General features: G+C 69.4%; 8 protein-coding genes. 7 read left to right on the forward strand and 1 reads right to left on the reverse strand.

The features are described 5' to 3' along the window. Window positions 1-245 precede the first annotated feature (245 nt). The 7 genes from WMF12_RS16465 (at window position 246) to WMF12_RS16495 (ending at window position 16,655) form a co-directional block, all read left to right on the forward strand. Window positions 246-1,049 carry a hypothetical protein gene (locus WMF12_RS16465; RefSeq protein WP_437872479.1) on the forward strand — a complete coding sequence of 268 codons (804 nt, stop codon included), beginning with the start codon at window positions 246-248 and terminating at the stop codon, window positions 1,047-1,049. A gap of 389 nt (window positions 1,050-1,438) precedes the next feature. Beyond that, on the forward strand, window positions 1,439-3,664 hold the full coding sequence (locus WMF12_RS16470) for a type VI secretion system Vgr family protein (protein WP_437746597.1): 2,226 nt from the start codon (window positions 1,439-1,441) through the stop codon (window positions 3,662-3,664). 28 nt (window positions 3,665-3,692) lie between these two features. Beyond that, a complete protein-coding gene (locus WMF12_RS16475; RefSeq protein ID WP_437872480.1) occupies window positions 3,693-5,966 on the forward strand; it encodes a type VI secretion system Vgr family protein in 2,274 nt (757 codons plus the stop codon). 13 nt (window positions 5,967-5,979) lie between these two features. Further along, complete coding sequence (locus WMF12_RS16480; RefSeq protein WP_437872481.1) at window positions 5,980-8,745, forward strand: type VI secretion system Vgr family protein; 2,766 nt, start codon at window positions 5,980-5,982, stop codon at window positions 8,743-8,745. After that, the gene (locus WMF12_RS16485; protein ID WP_437872482.1) at window positions 8,745-9,317 is read left to right on the forward strand and encodes a hypothetical protein; all 573 of its coding nucleotides are present in this window, start codon (window positions 8,745-8,747) and stop codon (window positions 9,315-9,317) included. Before WMF12_RS16480 ends, WMF12_RS16485 begins: the two co-directional genes overlap by 1 nt. Window positions 9,318-9,429: 112 nt before the next feature. Next, entirely contained in the window at window positions 9,430-13,674 is a 4,245-nt protein-coding gene (locus tag WMF12_RS16490; protein ID WP_437872483.1) for an RHS repeat-associated core domain-containing protein, read from the forward strand. 2 nt (window positions 13,675-13,676) lie between these two features. Next, window positions 13,677-16,655: a hypothetical protein gene (locus tag WMF12_RS16495; RefSeq protein WP_437872484.1), complete on the forward strand. Its 2,979-nt coding sequence runs from the start codon at window positions 13,677-13,679 to the stop codon at window positions 16,653-16,655. 47 nt (window positions 16,656-16,702) lie between these two features. Here WMF12_RS16495 and WMF12_RS16500 read toward each other — a convergent pair whose 3' ends face one another. After that, complete coding sequence (locus WMF12_RS16500; RefSeq protein WP_437872485.1) at window positions 16,703-18,433, reverse strand: glycoside hydrolase family 43 protein; 1,731 nt, start codon at window positions 18,431-18,433, stop codon at window positions 16,703-16,705. Window positions 18,434-18,718: the final 285 nt, after the last annotated feature.

An 18,718-nucleotide genomic window follows, 5' to 3' on the forward strand; every position in this document is an offset into this window, starting at 1 on the left:
GCAGCTTCGCACCTCGACCTCGACCCCGGCGGAGCTCAGCCGCGGGGTGCGCTGACACTTCGCCCTGACGATTCGATCGCACGAAGCCTTGGTTTCAAGGCATTTCCGCTCGGTGCGCGTCCCATCCTATGTGAGACGGCGCCATTGAAGGCGAAGCGTTCGACGAAGCCTTCACCTTGAAGCGCCCCCGGGATCGCCCCGCGCGCTGGCGGCACGCGGCCCCCTTCCGTGCCACGATCCTGGCCGTGCGCCCACAATGTACGCTCTTCCAGCTGCTCGTCCTCGCCGCCTGCGGCGGCCCCCAGCAGCCCTCGCCCGGCGCCGTCGTGGGCACCGCCGAGGCACCGCCGCCGAGGTGCGTGCTGCCCGGCGCGCCGACGGTGGTGCGTCGCGAGGGCAACGCGGTGTTGCAGGTATGGGAGGTGCCGGCCGCTCCGGTGCTGTTCGAGGAGGTGCTGCCGAGCGCGCCCGGGTACCTGGCGTATCGTGAGGCGATCGCGGCGGCCGGCGGTGACCTCGAGCGTCCGGTCGCCGATCCACCCCAGCCGCGCGACGACGCCGAGCGCGAGCTATGGCGCCGCGAGGACGAGAACGCCGCGCTGATGTACGGCGACGCCGGTCGCGTCCGGCCTATCCGCTGCCTCGAGGCAGCCCTGTTCGCGGCCCAGGACGCGCGCTATTCGGAGCTCACTCAGCCCACCGAGTTCATCGCGTCAATCCTGCGCCGCGAGGTCGGCGGCCGGCCCCAGCTCAGGATTTACTTCGGGGCGAGCGACTCGATGTTCCCGCCCAAGGCGTTCTATGGCTTCGACGAGGTCCGCCGCGACGTGGCCGCCGGCTGGGAGTATTGGGTCGTCCTCCACAACCACACCGTGCGTACTCTTGATGGCAAGCCCGCCCTCGGCGTGCCCGCGCCGAGCACCAGCGACGTGCCGCTCTTCCGCGGGCTCGTCAAGGAGTCGGGGCTGCGCGCGGTGTGGGTGACGAACGGCTTCTACACCGGCGAGGCTACGGCCGAAGATCTCGCCCGCTACCGCACCCGCGATTGACGGTCAGCGCATAGCGTGCGCAAGGGCCAAGGTCGCTTCGGAAGGAGCGGCCCGTCCACAATGCGGACGACGCAATCCGCTGGTCTCCCACGCTCGCAGATCTGACCAGCAATCCAGTGCTGTCCACGCTTCTGACAGTTCATCCTCTCGATGGACAGCTGCCTGCCGGGCGCGGGTCCGCCGTCGCGTGAGACGGGCCGCGCCGTCCTCGCTCGCGTCCAGATCCTCCGCCGCGCTCCGGCCTGCCGCGCGGGCGCCTCCAGCGACCTGGACCCGAGCTGCGCCCACCGCCCGAAGATCCGCACGAGCCGGCCCCCACGCCGCTCCCGCCGCGTCGGGTTCCGGCGCCGGGGCTTGGCGCCGTCCGCCGATCGCCTACCATGCCCCCAATGGCCGCTACCTTCGCCACCTTCTCCCTGGAGGGCGACAAGCTCCCCGCGGACGTCGCCGTGACCCGCTTCGAGGCCGTCGAGGCGATCTCCACGCCCTACACGGTCGAGGTGCGCTTCGCGACGCTGGACACGTCGTTCCGGGTCGAGGACTGCCTGCGCAGCCGCCTCTGCCTGCGCGTCGTCGACACGTCGGGCCAGGAGCGGCTGTACGACGGCATCGTGGACCGCGCCGGCTTCGCGCACATCGTGGGCGAGAGCCGCCAGTTCGACGTCCGCCTGCGGCCCGCGCTGGCCGCGCTCGCGCACCGCGAGGGGTGCCGCATCTTCCAGGAGAAGACGATCGTCCAGGTCGCGCAGTCGGTCTTCGAGGACGCCGGCTTCGGCGACAAGGTCGAGTGGCGGATCGCGAAGGAGTACGAGCCGCGCGAGTTCATCGTCCAGTACCGCGAGTCGCACCTCAACTTCGTCTCGCGGCTCCTCGAGGACAACGGCCTCTTCTACTACTTCCGGCACGAGGCCGCCGGGCACACGATGATCATCACCGACGACCCCGCCGCCTTCGAGGTGGAGGAGGGGCTGCCGGTGAACTTCCGCATGGCGCAGGGCGGCCTGCCCGGGAGCCTGCCGCTCTCCAAGCTCACGAGGACGCGCGCGCTGCGCACGAGCCTCGTCCACCTCCGGGACCACGATTTCGAGAAGCCCGACGTGAAGCCGGAGTCCGCGCTGCCCCGCAAGGAGGCCATCGCGGCGCCCTACTTCGAGTACCCCGCCGGCTTCACGAAGGGGAGCGTGGGCGGCCGCCGCGCCGAGGCCCGCATGCGCGAGCTCTCCGCCGACGCCGACGTGTGCGAGGGCGAGAGCCGCGCGGCCGGGCTCAAGGTGGGCGAGCCGTTCGCCGTCGAGGGCGCCGCCGAGCCGTGCCTGAACGGCGAGTTCGTGGTCACCCGCCTCGTCTCGCGCGGCAACCAGACGCTCACCGGCGGCGTGACGAACTACGACGTCGAGAACCACTTCCGCGGCGTCCCCAAGGGCGCGCCCTTCGCGGCCGAGCGCCGCGCGCGGCGGCCGCGCATCCGCGGCATCCAGACGGCGGTCGTCACGGGGTCGAGCACCCAGGAGCAGGCGCTCCACGTCGACAAGTACGGCCGCATCAAGGTCCGCTTCTTCTGGGACCGGCAGGGCCAGCAGGACCACACCTCGAGCTGCTGGCTGCGCGTCTCGCAGATCGCGATGGGCGGCTCGATGATCCTCCCCCGCGTCGGCTGGGAGGTCTCGGTCGCGTTCCTCGACGGCGACCCGGACCGGCCGCTCGTGCTCGGGCGCACCTACAACGCGGAGAAGACGCCGCCCGACGCGCTCCCCGCCGCCAAGGCGTCCGGCACGCTGAAGAGCATGTCGTCGCCCGGCGCGGGCGGCCACAACCAGATCGGCATGTCCGACACCGCGGGGAGCCAGGGGTTCGGCATCCACGCCCAGAAGGACCTCAACGTCACCATCAAGAACGACAAGGTCGAGGAGGTCACGGTCAACGAGGAGCAGCACATCAGCGTGAACGGCTCCCGCTCGGTGAAGGTCGACGACTCGACCTCCGTCGCCGGCAACCAATCGCTCGACGTCGGCGCGGTGCTCTCGCACAAGATCACCGGCAACCAGAGCATCTCGATCGGCGGCAACGACACGACCAACGCGATCAGCAACTACGTCGAGAAGGTCACCGGCAACCGCTCCTACACGGTGAGCGGCAACCAGATCACGATCTCGAACGGCGTCAGGCACTCCATCACCGGGGACATGAGCCGCAAGGTCGGCGCGCTGCAGCTCTCCGGCAGCCTGGGCTCGATCAACGACAACGTCCTCGGCGGGATGACGGAGACGGTGGGCGCCGTGAAGGCGCAGATCATCAACGGCAGCCACGGCGAGCAGATCACGGCCAACAAGGACCAGACCTCGCTGGCGGCGGAGCTCCACCTCACGAAGGGCTCGCTCTCCCACGTGGCGCTCGGCGTCACCAACATGGTCGGCGGCCTCCATTACCAGAAGCTGGACGGTGATCTCGTGGTGCAGGCGCCGCTCATCACCCTCCTCGGCGCCGTCGGCGTCTTCAAGGGCGGCGGCAGCGAGCTCAAGCTCGGCGGCGGACCCGTCGTGATCAAGGGGTCGAAGATCGCGGTCAAGGGCGCGCTCGTCGTCAAGATGGGCGCGTCGATGAAGCTCGGATCGTGAGGGCCCATGCGCCCTGGTGAGGTGAAGAGTGGCTGATCATCATGTCCTCGCGATCCCCTCCCTCAGCGTGGAGGGCAAGATCTACCGGGTGCTGCGCTTCGAGCTCACGGAGCAGCTCTCGGAGCTCACCCGCCTCGAGTGCGAGCTGCTCGACGACGAGGCGGCGCTGCCGAGGCCGAAGGAGGTCCTCGGCAAGCGCGCGGTGTTCACGCTGTCGCGCAGCGACGACACGCAGACGCGCTCTTTCGCCGGGACCATCGTCCTCGCCGAGCTCGTGCCCGATCCCGACGACGTGCCCACGCTGAGGATCGAGGTCGCGCCGGCGCTCTGGAACCTCGGGCAGCGCTCCGACTGCCGGATCTTCCAGGACAAGAGCGCGGTCGACATCGTGAAGGAGGTCCTCGAGGGCGCGGGCGTGCCCGCGGCCCAGCAGGACTGGCGCGTGACCGAGCCCCACCCGACGCGGGTCTACACGGTCCAGTACCGCGAGCGGGACCTCGATTTCGTGCACCGCCTCCTCGCCGAGGAGGGGATCTACTTCGCGATCCACATGAAGGACGACGAGGACGTCGTCGTCTTCGGCGACTCGCCGACCGGCCTCGAGGACATCGAGGGCGCGACGTCGCTGCCGTTCTTCCAGGACTTCGGCGTCGAGGGCTTCGCGGATCGCGTCGTCCGCCTCTCGCGGGAGGTCTCCGTGCGGAGCGACAAGGTGTTCGTCCGCGACTACGACCCGGAGAAGCCCTCGACGAAGCCGGAGGCGTCGGCCGAGGGGAGCGATCCCGGGGAGCACGTGCTCGAGATCTACGAGCACCCGGCGCGCACCGCCGACGCGAGCGTCGCGGAGCGGCTCGCCAAGGTGCTGCTCGACTCGGTGCAGGCGGAGCGCGACGTCGTGCACGGCGAGAGCGGCTCGCTCGCGCTGCTCCCGGGCCGGCGCTTCTCGGTCGACGGCCACCCCTACGACCCGCTCAACCAGGAGTACCTCGTGGTCCGCGCGCGCATCGCCGGCAGCCGGCCGCGGAACTTCGAGCTCTCCGGCCGCGCGGGCGCGGAGGACGGCGCGCGCGACCTCCGGTCGAGCTGCGAGTTCTGGGGCGTGCCGACCGGGAGCACGCGCTACCGGCCCCCGCGGCGCGCCCGCGAGCAGGTGATCCCGGGCACGCAGACCGCGATGACCACCGGGCCCTCGGGGCAGGAGATCCACACCGACGCGAGCGGGCAGGTGAAGGTCTCCTTCCACTGGGATCGCTCCGGAAAGAAGGACGACACCTCGAGCCGCTGGATCCGCACGAGCCAGGTGCCGACGGGCGGATCGATGCTGCTGCCGCGCGTCGGGTGGGAAGTCACCGTGCGCCACGTCGAGGGCGACGCGGACCGGCCGTTCGTGATGGGCCGCATGTACAACGCGCTCACGCCGCCGCCCTACGCGCTCCCGAAGGAGGCGGGGAAGAGCTCCCTCCAGACCGCGACGACGCCGGGCGGGGGCAGCACCAACGAGCTCCGGATGTCGGACACGAAGGGCGGCGAGGAGATGTTCATCAACGCCTCGAAGGACATGTCCACCGAGGTGAAGAACAACGCGACCGAGTCGATCGGCAACAACCACAAGAAGAAGATCGGCGCGGACCAGACGACGAACGTCACGGACAGCATGACGACCAGCATCGGGTCGAACCAGACGCTCTCGGTCTCCGGCAACCAGTCGATGAAGATCGAGACCTTCCACGTCGACGACATGGGCGGCGATCACTCGCTCTCGATCGGCGGGAACCGCGACATGAAGATCGGCGGAGATCACAAGCGCGACGTCACCGGCAACAGCTCGCTCACGGTGTCCGGCAACCAGATCGATCTCGTGGTCGGCTCGGTCACGGATCAGACCCTGGCCGGCTTCAACCACGAGGTCGGCGCGGCGCTCGTCGAGCTCGCGCTGGGGCACCGCTCCGTGACGGTCCAGGGCGATCGGAGCGAGACGGCCACCGGCGCGAAGGTGATCGCGGTCAAGTCGGGCCGCGGCGTGCAGGTCGGCGGATCGATGAACGTGAAGGTCGGCGGCGCGATCGTCAACGTGGCGAACGGGAACCGCGTGGAGAGCTCGCTCGGCACGTACACCGAGCTCGCGGGGGGCGCGCAGCTCGTCAAGGCGAACAACGCCGTCTTCGAGGCGACCGGCGCGCTCACGCTGGTCATGGGCGCGTCGATCCTCTCGCTGACGCCCGCGAGCGTCGCGATCATCGGCGTCTCCGCGAAGCTCGACGGCGACGTCTCCGACACCGCCGCGCTGGTGCTCGACAACTGAGGAGGAGGCGAACGTGGCACGCGAGATGATTGCGCACTTCACGATCGACGAGGTCCCCGCGGCCCGGGTGCTCCGCTTCGAGTCGACCCACGAGGCCGGCAGGCCGCTCGTCCTCGACGTCGAGGTGTACCTCCACACGTTCCAGGAGCTCGAGGCGATGATCGGCAAGCCCGCGGCGCTCTCCTTCGGCGTGCCCGGGGAGGTGCCGCGCGTCATCGCGGGCACGGTGGAGGCCGCGACCTCGATCGGCACCACCGAGCTCGGCATCGAGGGGCTGCTGGGCGTCCGCTACGCCGTCCGCGTCGTCTCCTCGCTCGCGCTCCTCGCGCGCAGCGTCGACTCGCGGATCTTCCAGGACATGAGCGCCAAGGAGATCGTGGCGAAGGTCCTCGAGGATCACGGGGTCACCAAGGTCGCGTGGCGGCTGAGCGGCGACTGCCCGAAGCGCGAGTACTGCGTGCAGTACCAGGAGAGCGCGCTCGCGTTCATCTCGCGGCTCATGGAGCACGAGGGCATCTACAGCTTCGTCGAGGTGGACGCCGACGGCGAGCTCCTCGTCTTCGACGACGACAGCACCGTCGCCGGGCCGATCCCGGGCGACCCCGCGCTGCCGTTCCGCCGGCGCACCGGGCTCAGCGCGGCCGACGAGCGCGACGCGATCTACGCGATCCGCGAGCTCGAGCGGGTGCGCTCCGGCAAGTTCGTCCTCCGCGATTTCGACTTCAAGCGGCCGAAGCTCGATCTCACCGCGACCGCGGCGTCGGGCGAGAACGACGCGCTGGAGCGCTACGACTACCCGGGCGGCTACTTCGAGCCGAGCGAGGGGCAGCGGCTCGCGCAGATCCGGCTGGAGGAAGAGCAGGTCGAGCGGCACACGATCGAGATCGACACCGTCTGTTCGCGCCTCGCGGTCGGCCAGAAGCTCACGATCACGGACGCCGGCGAGCTCGACGGCGAGTACTTCCTCTTCGCGGTGAAGCACACCTACGTCCACGAGGAGGACGACGCGCTCGGCGGCGAGCGCGCGACGCCGCGCTCCAGGGCGCGGGCGCGCCTCGTGCCGGCTTCCGTGAAGTACAGGCCGCGGCGCATCACGCCGATCCCCCTCATCGAGGGGCCGCAGACCGCGACGGTGGTGGCGCCCGCCGGCTCCCAGACCGAGGCGATCCACACCGATGAGTTCGGCCGCTGCAAGGTGAAGTTCCACTGGGATCGCAGCGACGTGATCGACGACAAGGCGTCGTGCTGGATGCGGGTCGCGCAGCTCCAGACCTCCGGCTCGATGATGCTCCCGCGCATCGGCTGGGAGGTGATCGTCGAGTTCCTCGAGGGGAACCCCGATCGGCCGATCGTGACCGGGCGCCTCTACAACGGCGTCTACATGCCGCCGTACGCGCTGCCGGAGGGCAAGACCCGCACGGCGATCCAGACCTCGAGCACGCCGGGCGGCGGCGGAGCCAACGAGATCCGCTTCGAGGACAAGGCGGGCTCCGAGGAGATCATGGTGCACGCCCAGCGCGACATGAAGACGGTCGCGGCGAACAACGCCAAGCGGAACATCGGCAACAACGAGACGTCGGTCGTCGGGAACAACGCGTCGCTCGAGGTCGGCGGCAACCAGACGACGAAGATCACGAAGGGCTCGCAGAACACGGTGGGCGCGAACCAGACGATCAGCGTCGGAGGCAACCGCAACGTCGAGGTGAACGCGGTGTCGGCGCTGACGGCGAAGGGCAACGCGACGACCACCGTGGGCGGCAACCAGTTCGAGATGGACGGCAACCCCCTCGAGGCGATGCTCGCGCTCGCGGCGCAGGCGGCGGTGCAGTTCGCGAGCGTGATGGCCAACAACGCGATCGCGGCGGTCCAGGGGCAGGTCGACGGCGCCATCAACCAGGTGATGGCGCCGATCAACGGGCTGACCCAGAAGGCGGCGGGGGTGTCGGGCGCGATGAAGGCCGTCGCCGGCGGGGACATGAGCCGCATGCCCGGAATGATCGCGGGCGCGTCGGGCATCCCCGGCGCGAGCCAGCTCGCGGCCTCGATGGGCGGCGGCGGGGGCGGCGGCGGCGCTGCCGGCGGCGCGCCGGGCGCCGCAGCGCCCAACATGCTCGCCTCGATCGCGTCGAACGTGGCGCAGAGCAGCCTCGCCGGGAAGGTCTTCGTGAAGCCGGAGGCGCTCGCCTCGGCCCTCGGCATGGATGGGGGCGGCGGCGGCGGTGGGTCGACGGCCAACGTCGGCGGGCCGGACGGCGCCGTCGATGGCGTCGACGCGACCGATCGCGAGAAGGGGCCCGGGCACACGACCGCCAAGGTCACGGGCACCCACAAGGAGGACGTGGGCTCGATGAAGGTCCTGGGCGCGATCCAGGACATCGACAACAACGTCACGGGCAAGAAGACGATCGACGTCGGCGCCGCGACGGTGCAGGTGGCGTTCGGCAGCTACGCCGAGAGCGTCACGGGCTCGAAGAGCGAGAAGGCGACGGGCCTTGTCGTCCTCAGCAATGGGGGCGAGAGCGAGACGGTCACCGGCTCGCGCACCGCGATGGTGGGCGGCGCGGTCGTCGACAAGCTCAAGGGGTCGCACGTCGTGCAGGCCGTCGGGCCTGCGACGTTCATCGGGGCCTTCCACAAGGTGGAGGCGAAGGGCGCCATCGTCTTCAAGTGCGGCGCCAGCGAGGTGGTGATCGACGGCGCCGGCGTCACCATCACGTCCCCGCTCGTGACCATCCTGGCGCCGAAGATCCAGCTGCCGAAGAAGGTCTCGGAGGTCTGATGGCGACTCCGTTCGACGGTGGCTCGCGGGCGGCTTCCGCCTCGCTTTCGCTGGAGGAGCCGGACGCCGGGGCCACGGCGGAGGAGGCGTCCGAGTCGCCGCGCGTGACCCTGGACGACGTGCTCGCCGAGCCGGCCGCGGCGCCCCTTCCGGCGCAGAAGGCGCGGCCGCTCGGTGCCGCCATGCGGACCGCGCGCGTCGCCTCGATCACGGGGCGGAAGGCGTCGATCCACGTCCGTGGCGCCGAGGGGCCTGTCGACGCCCAGATCGCGCCCGACGTCGATCCCGAGGTGATCGCCGACGCCCGCGCCCGCGGCGACGCCGTGCTCGTCGAGCTCGGCGAGGGCGAGCCCCCGCTGATCGTCGCGGCCCTGACGACGCAGCGGCCGCATACGCTCCACCTCAAGGCGACTACCGTCGCCATCGAGGCGGAGCAGGAGCTGCTGCTCCGCTCCGGCCGAGGCGCGGTCCGCATTCGCCAGGACGGCGACATCGAGGTCGTGGGCAGCCGCATCAGCGCCGCGTCGCGGGGGCTGTTCCGGATCGTCGGGAGGCTCTTGCGGTTGAATTGACGGCACGCACCGCGTGTCCGCTGGAAGGCTCGGCCGTCATAGCTTTCACTCAGGGAGCGTAGAAACAGCAATGCGAACGGCACCTGTCCCCAACATCCCGGCCATCCCGGGGATGAATCCCGGAGTCTTCGTTCTCGGCGGCGGCGGTGACGGCGGCGGGGCCGACGGCCGCGGAGGCGGCGCGGGCAAGGACAAGCAAGGCGCGAACGGCAAGAACGGGGGCGACAACGCGTCGGGGGGCGGCAAAGGCGCCTGCGGCTCCGGCCAGAACGGCGGGGCGTGCCCCAACCATCACGGCAAGAAGGGGAGCGGCAAGGGCTCCAAGGGAGACCCTGTCGACATCGTGACAGGCCGTGTCTTCACGATCCCCGTCACCGACGTGCACTTGCCGGGCCCGCTGCCGCTGACGCTGACCCGCAGCTACACGAGCGCCGCGCGCGACCGCGACGTCGGGCTCGGGCGTGGCTGGTACCACTCGTACGCGTGGGAGGTGGAGGTGCACCGCGGCCGGACGAGGCTCTGGACCGGGAACGGCATGTACGTCGACTTCACGCCCATGCGCGTCGGCGAGTCGGCGGTGGGCCCCTCCGGGTGGCTGCTCGTCCGCGGCCAGACCGGCTTCGTGCTGGATCGGGGCGACGGCCGGTGGCTCGTCTTCGAGCACGCCTGGCAAGACCGGTACCTCCTGTCGGCCGAGACCGACTCTCACGACAACCGCATCTCGTTCTTCTACAAGGAAGGTGTCCTGGCGCAGATCGTCGACTCGGTCGGTCGCAAGGTTGAGGTCCGCTCCACGAGGGAAGGGCGCATCGCGTCGTTCGAGGTGAAGAACGCGGCGCACCGGGGCCAGCTCGTCCCGTTCGCGCGGTATCGTTACGACGACGCGGGGGACCTGGTGCTCGCAGAGGACGCGATGGGCGCGGCGACCAGGTACACGTATACGGACCATCTCCTGACGTGCCAGGAGCACCCGACGGGCCTTTGCTTCACCTTCCGCTATGACGGGGAGGCGCGGTGCATCGAGACCTGGGGTGCGTTCCCGGGGCGCGAGGACGAGAGCCTCGCCGCCGACGTCCCGGCGGTGCTCGCCGACGGGACCACGGCCGCCAAGGGCATCTTTCACACGAAGCTCGAGTACGGGCCTGACAACTACGTGGAGGCGGCCGACTCGATCTCGGTCGAGCGCTTCTTCGGAAACGACTTCGGGAGCGTCGACAAGGCGGTCACGGCCGCCGGCGTCTTCTGCCGCACGTACGACGCGTTGGGAAACCTGCTGTCGTTCACCGACGCGACGGGGGCGACGACCCGCTGGGAGCGGGACGCCCGCGGGCGGGAGCTCCGGATCACGGATGCTCTCGGCCGCGTGACCACGTTCGAGCGGGACGCCGACGGGCACATCCGCAGGGCGGTCGATCCTGCAGGGGGCGTCATCGAGACGGGGCGCCTCACGGGCGGGCTCGTGTGGCGCGACGCCATCGGCGCCACCTTCGAGGTGCACTTCGATCGCCGCGGGCTCACCACGCGGACCGTCGCGCCGAACGGCGGGCAGACGCTGTACAGGTACGACGATCACGGAAACCTCATCGAGCGGACCGACCCCACGGGCGCGGTGACGCAGTACACGTACGACTACTGGGGCCGCCGCCAGAGCATGCGCGACGCGTCGGGGGCGATGGTCACGTACGCCTACGACGACGCCGGCCGCCTCCGATCCGAGCGAACGCCGGACGGCGGCGTGACGCGCTACGAGTACGATCCGTCGGGAAACTGCACGTCGATCTGGCACCCGAGCGGCCACACCACCACGCACCGCTATGCGGGGTACAACCGGATCGTCGAGACGCGGGAGCCCGACGGGCGGATCAGCAAATATCGATACAACCGCGAAGGGCGCCTCGTCGAGGTGCACAACAGCCATGGAGAGGTGCACCGCATCCGGCTGAACGCCGCCAGGCTCGTCTCGGAGGAGGTCACCTTCGACGGTCGCACCCTTCGCTATCGTTACGACGCGATGGGGCGTGTCGTGCAGTTCGAGAACGGCCTCGGAGAGAAGACCGGGTACGTGTACGATCTCGTCGGCCGCGTCGTGGAGCACCAGTACCCCGACGGCGGCGTCGAGACGTTCGAGTACGACGAGCTGGACTACATCATCGCGGCGCACGGCCCCTCAGGCGACATTTATTTCGAGCGCAATCTCCTGGGCTGGGTGACGTGTGAGCGGCAGGTGAGCGGCGGCGAGACGTTCTCGGTGGAGACGAAACATGACTTGATGGGCAATGCCGTCGAGCGAAAGACCTCCCGCGGACACCGCCAGACCTGGGTGCGCGACGTCGCCGGCCGCGCGCTGCGGGTGACGCTCGATGGCAGCGAAGAGCTCGGCGTCGTCCGCGACGCGCTCGGGCGAGAGACCGCTCGCTATTTGCCCGGCGGCGGGCGTGTGGATGTCGTCTATGACGGGCTCGACCGCATGGTCCAGCGCACCGTGTCTCGCGGGGTCGCAGGCCCTGTGGTGGCCGCAGGTCAGCCCGACTGGATCGGGGCGCTCCCCCATGACCTCACCCTTCGACAAGCGGTTCACTACACGCCGCAGGGTGATGTGGCCGCGATCGACGACGATCGCTCGGGCGCCGAGCGATGGGAGCACGATCCGCGCGGGCAGGTGCTGGCGCGCACCGACGTCCACGGGCAGGGCGAGCACTTCCGGTACGACGCCGAGGGGAACGTGCGCGAGCTCGGCAGCGGCGCGCCGGAGCGCGAGTACGGGCGCGGCAACGTGCTGCTCCGGCGCGGCCTCGTGTCGTACGTGTGGGATGGCGACGGGAGGTTGATCAAGCGCCGCGTGGTCATGCCGAGCGGTCAGGAAGCCACGACGAGCTACGAATGGAACGGCGCGGGTCTCCTCAGCGCGGTGGTGCGTCCCGACGGCGTCCGGATCGAGCATGCCTACGACCCCTTTGCCCGGCGCCTCGAGAAGCGCGTGCTCAGGAGAGACGAAGGCGGGCGCATGGACACGCTGTCCACGACGCGGTTCATCTGGGACGGGGACACGCTCGTTCATGAGATCAAGCGCGAGTGGGGCCCGGAGGGCGAGCGGGTCACCCAGGAGAGGACGTACTGCACCGACGAGGAGACGTCGGCGCCGTGGGCGCAGAAGGACGCCAGGAGCGGCGGCGACGCGGTGTCGGCCGAGTGGTACTACTACCTGAACGACCCTGTCGGCAGACCGGAACGCCTGCTCGACGCCGCCGGGAATGTCGCTTGCGAGCTCGACCGCACGGTGTGGGGCGCCGCGCGCCCGCGGGAAGGCGCGCGCACGGAGACGCCGCTGCGGTTCCTCGGGCAGTACTACGATGACGAGACGGGCCTCGCGTACAACCGTTATCGCTACTACGACCCCGCCGTAGGACGGTACATCAGCGTCGACCCGGTCGGGCTGCTCGGAGGGCAGAACGGGTTCTCTTATGCCGGCAATCGGCCCACGAAGATGGTCGACCCCACGGGGTTGATGTTCTCGACCACCACGGGGCGGAAGGACGCGAACGGCAATCCGCTGCCGGACATCCAGGGGAAGAGCTCGACCGTCCAGAGCGACGACGACCTCGACCCGGCGCTGAGGGACGCCGTATCGAACTCTCGCGAGAAATTCAAGGACCCCAACAAGCCCGACAGCGATCCTCGAAACCTGGACGCCGACAACAAGGTCAAGCCGAACGCGTCCAGCAAGGCGGGCAGGTGCGCCGAGATCGACGGGTTGAACCAGCAGGCAAAGGACATCCGGCAGCGCCTTAGCAAGGATGCGAACGGCAAGGACTGCGAGAAGTGGGCGAAGATGTCCGAGGCCGAGCGGAACGCCCGCGTCCGGAACGAGCTGCGCGAGGAGTACCGTCGCGGCGCGAAGATCGAGGCGCACTCGAAGAAAGGGAAACCCAAGAATTCCTCGGAGAAGCCTTGCCCGTTCTGCGCGCAGGTCTTCCGCGAGCTGGGCATCCATCCGGATAATATCAATGCTGATCCGAACAAGGATGTGTCCGACGAGGCCAAGAAGAGAGCTGGGCTCACCACGGGTGACGCCAAGGGCGGCGTCATGTACAATGGGAAGAAGTGGGATCACAAGACGGACGGCGTCTACGATCCGGACAGGAATGATCCGGGGAAGAACGTGGCGCGGGAGAATCCATCCGCGACCAACGTTGTCCCCAAGCTGAACCCGGACGGCTCGCAGCAGAAGAACTCGCGCGATCCGAACGCATTCCAGGACGAGCAAGGCAATTACAGGCGACCGGACAAGCCGCCGCCGCCGCCGGAGCCGAAGTTCGTGCCGCCCGAGGACGACAACACCGACCCGACCGGGAAGTAGAGATGGCAGACATCGGCGAAGAAGCTGCGATTTCGGGCTTGCTCGACGGGCTGGAGCGCGCGCCGGACGGGGTCTGGCAGGCCACGCGGGCCCTTCTCGCCTCTCCGGCGGTGGCGGCCTGGCGTCACGGCGAGCCGCGTGCTCCCGACTCGCCCGAGCAGCGCCCGTGGTCAGCGCTGGAAGCGCTCTGGGCGAGCTCCCGCCCAGGCGATAGGGCCTTGATCAGAGCTCTTCCGGGCTCTGGCGCGAGCGCTTTGCTCGGTGCGTTCTGTCTTCATCTCACGCGGCGAGGGCTGGCCCGCGTGGCGTTCATCCCGATTTCGGTCCACGGCGGCATGGCGGATCCCTCGATATGGGTCGCCGCGCTGCATGCGCGGCTCGGAGCGTTGACTTCCAGGAAGGCGTCCGAGCGCGCGCTCGCTCCGCGCGTGGCCGATGACATCCGACCGATCCTCGACGGTGACGAGAACCCCGAGGTGCCGCTGCTGCTCGTCCTCGACGGTGCCCACGAGAATGATGATCCGGCGGTATGGTCGCGCATCGGATGGTCAGCGGGGCTGCCCGGGAACGTCCGGGTGTGGGTGTCTGCGGACAACGACCCCGGTGTCACGGCCGCCCGATGGGGTGAGGCCCTTCATTGGTTGAACGATTGGTCTGATGTCGTCCTGGAGACGCCGCCGGAGCGATCCATCACGGCGTCGCCTGGTGACGTTGACGCAGATACCGTGTGCGTCTTGAGCGCTGCTAGTGGGCCGATAGCGGAGGCAGAGCTGGTCCAGATCGTGGGAGGCGATCACGCCGAGACCCGAGTGTCTGCCACGTTGCGGAAGCTCGAACCATGGATCTGTCACACAACGCATGGCGCGGCTTTCCATCATCGAGCTCTCGGGAAAGAGCTTGCTCTGCGCTTGAGCGGCCTGGGCGACGCCCGTGGCCGGGCGCTCTTGACGGCACATGTTCGGGCGACTCTCGATAGCTGTTCCGAAGGGAGCATCGCCCTTGGCGCTCGATCAGAGTACGTCATTCGATACGGGGCGATGCACTTCTTGCGACATGATGCCACGGCGGGAGAGATCGATCGCGTGATCGCCGAGCCGATGCGCGCCGCCTGGGAACCCCTGGATGGCGGTGCGTTCGGCTTTCGTGCGCTCGTCGTCGCCGCGTGGCGGCGAAGCCACGCGGCGTTCGGCGAAGCGACGTCGGAAGCCGAGCGCGGCCGTTGTATGGTGCAGGCGCTGCGGTTGCGAACGATCTTCGAGCAGATCATCAGTTTGCTCGTGCATGCGCTCCCGGACGTGGTCGCCGGTGCCATCCACGAGGGGATCTTTCGGCCGGACGCAGGCATCGAGCTCGCCAAGCCGCTGAACGAGAAAGACAGGCTGCGGCTGTGGCGGGCGGTCCGGCCCGCCGTGTCCGAGGCGGATGTGGCATGGCCAACGCCATTGCTGCACGAAGCAGACCGCGCCGTCGGAGGGCTCGAGGCCGCCGGCGCGACCGAGACCCCGTCGGCATACCAGCTAGACCGCAGACGCTTCGTATTGGGCGGGCTGAAATCACGTCGTGTCGTGAAAGCGCTCGTGATCGGTGCGCTCCGGCGGATCGCCGAGCGGCTGCGCTTCCCCGCGCGGGAGGAGGTTCTGCTGCTGGCGGCCAGGCGCCTCGCCGGGCTCCATCCAGAGCGCCGTGCGTTCTGGGCTGCCCTGCTGGCGCCGCTCTACCCCGACGAGCGCCGCGCCGAGCGACTCGAAGACGTGGACGCGCAGATCTCCGCCTTGCCGGAGCTCGGAGATCGCCTTGAAGTCTTGACGGAGCGGCTCCTGGGGACCTCGGCGGGAGCGAGCGCGATCGTTCAACGAGCCATGGGATGGCTGCTTGCCTCCGAACGATTTCCGCTCACGGCGCAGCGCTTTCTCTTTCATATTCCCGAGAGTGAATGGAACCGATGTGTTCCCGACGAGGCCCGAGCGCTCGTCCGTCGCTGGCAAGGCGAATCGCGAGGATCCGCGGATTCGCTCGGGCCGCTCCGCTGCGGGCAGCTGCCTCCGTGGCTCGCGGCCGAGGTGCAGGATGCTCCCCTTGCGGAGGTGAAAGAGCGGACGGACGTCTCCGACCGCAACTACGTCGCCTCCGAGCTCGTCTCCTTCGTCACGGCGGACGTCCGAGCCGAGCTGGCACGCATGTTCTTCTCGGAGCCGCCAGAGGCCTTTCGCGGCGAGGGCCGCGCCATCGAGAACTGGGCGGAATCGGCGACGCTGGAGGAGCTGCGCTACATTCACCAGAAGGTGTTGCCGTGCATGGGCTCTCAGATTGACGACGCGCTCGTGGCGCTCTCCCTCCGTGCAGTGGCGCTCGGGGACAGGGACCTCGCGACCAGCTTTTGCGCCGCGATGGAGGGGGACGACGACCGACATCAGGCCGAGTTGGAGATCGCGCTCGCGCTGGGCTCGTTTTCCGATGTGGAGCGCCTCGTGCGCCCGGACCTGGACGACGAGGAAGCGTCTGGAATGCTCGAGATGGTAGGGAAGGCGCTGAAGGGCGAGGAGCACGCGGCACGCTTCGCGGAGCTCGTGCGCGGCGCTGCCCGAGCGTCGAACAGGCTGTCCGCATGGGCAGCCGTGTTCCCGTCGCTCTCCCCGGAAGCGAGGGAGAGGTTGTCCGCCGCCGTCGCCGACACGGTGAAGGAGGTGCTCCGCGAGCCCCCCGAGGAGTCGGACGACACGCTCTGCAGCATGTTCCCCTGGATGTCAGAAGAGAGCCTGTGCGACGTGTGGCGAGACCGCGCCTCACCCGAGGCGTGGCGCCCCACGATCGCCGAGATCACGCCTCTCTTCACGTACGATCGGAGTTATGACAACGGCGCGTGCCTGGACACGCTCCTCCTGCGCCTGGGGGGCGAAGCCGCGCTCGTGGCCTGGGCGAGGACGCTCGCCGGCCTCGACGACTGGTTTTCGGAGATCGGGCCCGGACCCGAAGAGGGCTGACCCCACGCGTCCGCGGCGATGTGGCCATCGCCGCCTGGGTTACCGATTCAGCTCGTCACTCCCGGACGACGCCCCCTCCGGCCGCGCTGCCGGAGCCCCAGGGACGCCGCGAGCAGCGCTGTCAGCGCGAGGGCACCTCCGGACGGCGCGCGGCTCGCCGCGCGACAGCTACAACCGGCTGGCTCGGTCGACTGCTCGCCGGAGGTGCCTCCCGACGACGCCTGGGCGGCCGACGTTGAGCTGGGGGACCCTCCACCCGTGGCCGTGCCCGTCGAGGGCGCTCCTCCGGAGCCGGAGCCGGCGCTGACGCCGCCGCCGACGCCACTGACGCTGCCGTCGCCACCGCCGCTCGCGCTTCCACCCGTGCCACCCCCGCCGGCGCCCCCGCCCCCGACGGGCGAGAATTGCCAGAAGTTCATGTTGAAGAGGTTCGACCCGCCGCCGGTGAAGACCAGATAGAGATCGTGCACGCCGGTTGCGCCGTCGACCTCACACGACGCATCGCTCCACGTCTGCCAGCCCCCCGTCGCCGCGACCGCGCAGGTGCCCACGAGCGTGCCGTCGCGCGCATCCAGGCGGAGCTCGATGCTGCCTCCCTCCGCGCCGCTCGCGACGCGCGCACGGAAGCTCGCCGCCCCGTCGCCGAAGTCGACCCCGCGGAGGCGCACCCAGTCTCCGCCGTTGATGAACGAGAGGTTCATCCCGCCCTCCTCGCAGGGCTCGGTCTCGAGGCCGCTCTGCGCGTTGAAGGTCTCGGCCTCGACGCGGGCGTAGGGGTCGAGGTTCCCGATCTGTTTGACCCCGTCCGTCGTGTAGGTCACCGGCACGATGGAGCCGTCGTCCTTGTAGGTCAGCGGCTCGAGCGCGATGTTCCGGCGATAGCCCGTGGGCTCTCCAGCATCGGTGGCGACAGCGCGATTGTGGTAGGCGTGGTACCAGGAGCCGCCAAACTCGAAGATCGCCGCGTGATTGTTGTTGTTGTTCTTCGGCGGCTGGGGCCCCGCCGTGCCACGGTGGGTGAAGCCGGACGTGGGGCTCGTGCTCGTGAGGTAGTCGATCCGCAGGCCGCTGTCGGGGTTCGTCGAGTACGACAGGTAGTAGAGGCCGTCGCGCTTGTGCATCCAGGAGGCCTCGAAGAAGTACGGGACCGTGAGCGCGATGGCCGAGCCCGAGACGCTCACCATGTCGTCGTTCAGCTTGATGATGCGCGCGTTCTGCTCGCCGTTGCCGCCGAAGTAGAGGTACGCTTGGCCGTCGTCGTCGACGAAGACGCCCGGATCGAAGAGCCACATGTTCGGGCCCGAGGCGCCGGGCGTGCTCGAGGTCACCAGGGCGCTGCCCTTCGGGTCCCTGAACGGTCCGGTCGGGCTGTCGCTCGAGGCAACGCCGATACCGTTCCCATTGTTGCCGAAGTACATGTAGATGGTGCCGTTGCGCTCAACCATCGCCGGGGCCCAGGAGTTGTTCGCCCAGGAGACGTCACGGGGCACGCGCAGCACTTCCCCGTGATCGGTCCAGTTCTTCATGTCGCTGCTCGAGACGGCCACGATCGAGGCCATCTTGTAGCCGTCGTCCGAGCCGTCCGCTTTGACGTTGTCGTCGTCGTTCGAGCAGTAGAGGTAGACACGCCCGTCGTGCACCAGCGAGGCCGGGTCGGCGAGGTAGCGGTGGGAGGCGATGGGGTAATCGGCCAGCGCGGAGGGGCTCGCGACGAGCCCGACCGAGGCGAGCGCGATCCCGCAACAAGCCGTTCTCGCCAATGTACGTGAGCGACGCATGTTCACCTTACCTGTTGTTCCAGAGCCGTTGATCACGGCCGCTCGGGCGGCCGAGGCCGATTCCTTCATGGTCGAGCCGGGCGCGCTGAAGACCGTCCCTCTGGCGTCGCGGTTCGCTGTGTCGATCGAGTGGTAGACGTCGCCGCCGTCTCCATCGGTGGTGGCGGCGCCGTCTGCCGCCGTTCCGCTGTCCGCGAGTCTCGCTCCCGTCGAGGGAGCGGAAGAGGCTCCGCCGATGGCGCCGCTTCGCCCCCGAAGTGCAGCAGGCGAGGTCACGAGCGCAGG

Source organism: Sorangium sp. So ce363, assembly GCF_051520435.1.
GTDB lineage: Bacteria > Myxococcota_A > Polyangia > Polyangiales > Polyangiaceae > Sorangium > Sorangium cellulosum_B.

Excerpts from the sequence above, each read along its gene's own strand:
- WMF12_RS16470 (WP_437746597.1), top strand. The coding sequence starts at position 1,439 with ATGGCCGCTACCTTCGCCACCTTCTCCCTGGAGGGCGACAAGCTCCCC.
- WMF12_RS16485 (WP_437872482.1), top strand. The coding sequence starts at position 8,745 with ATGGCGACTCCGTTCGACGGTGGCTCGCGGGCGGCTTCCGCCTCGCTT.
- WMF12_RS16490 (WP_437872483.1), top strand. The coding sequence starts at position 9,430 with ATGAATCCCGGAGTCTTCGTTCTCGGCGGCGGCGGTGACGGCGGCGGG.
- WMF12_RS16495 (WP_437872484.1), top strand. The coding sequence starts at position 13,677 with ATGGCAGACATCGGCGAAGAAGCTGCGATTTCGGGCTTGCTCGACGGG.
- WMF12_RS16500 (WP_437872485.1), bottom strand. The coding sequence starts at position 18,433 with ATGCGTCGCTCACGTACATTGGCGAGAACGGCTTGTTGCGGGATCGCG.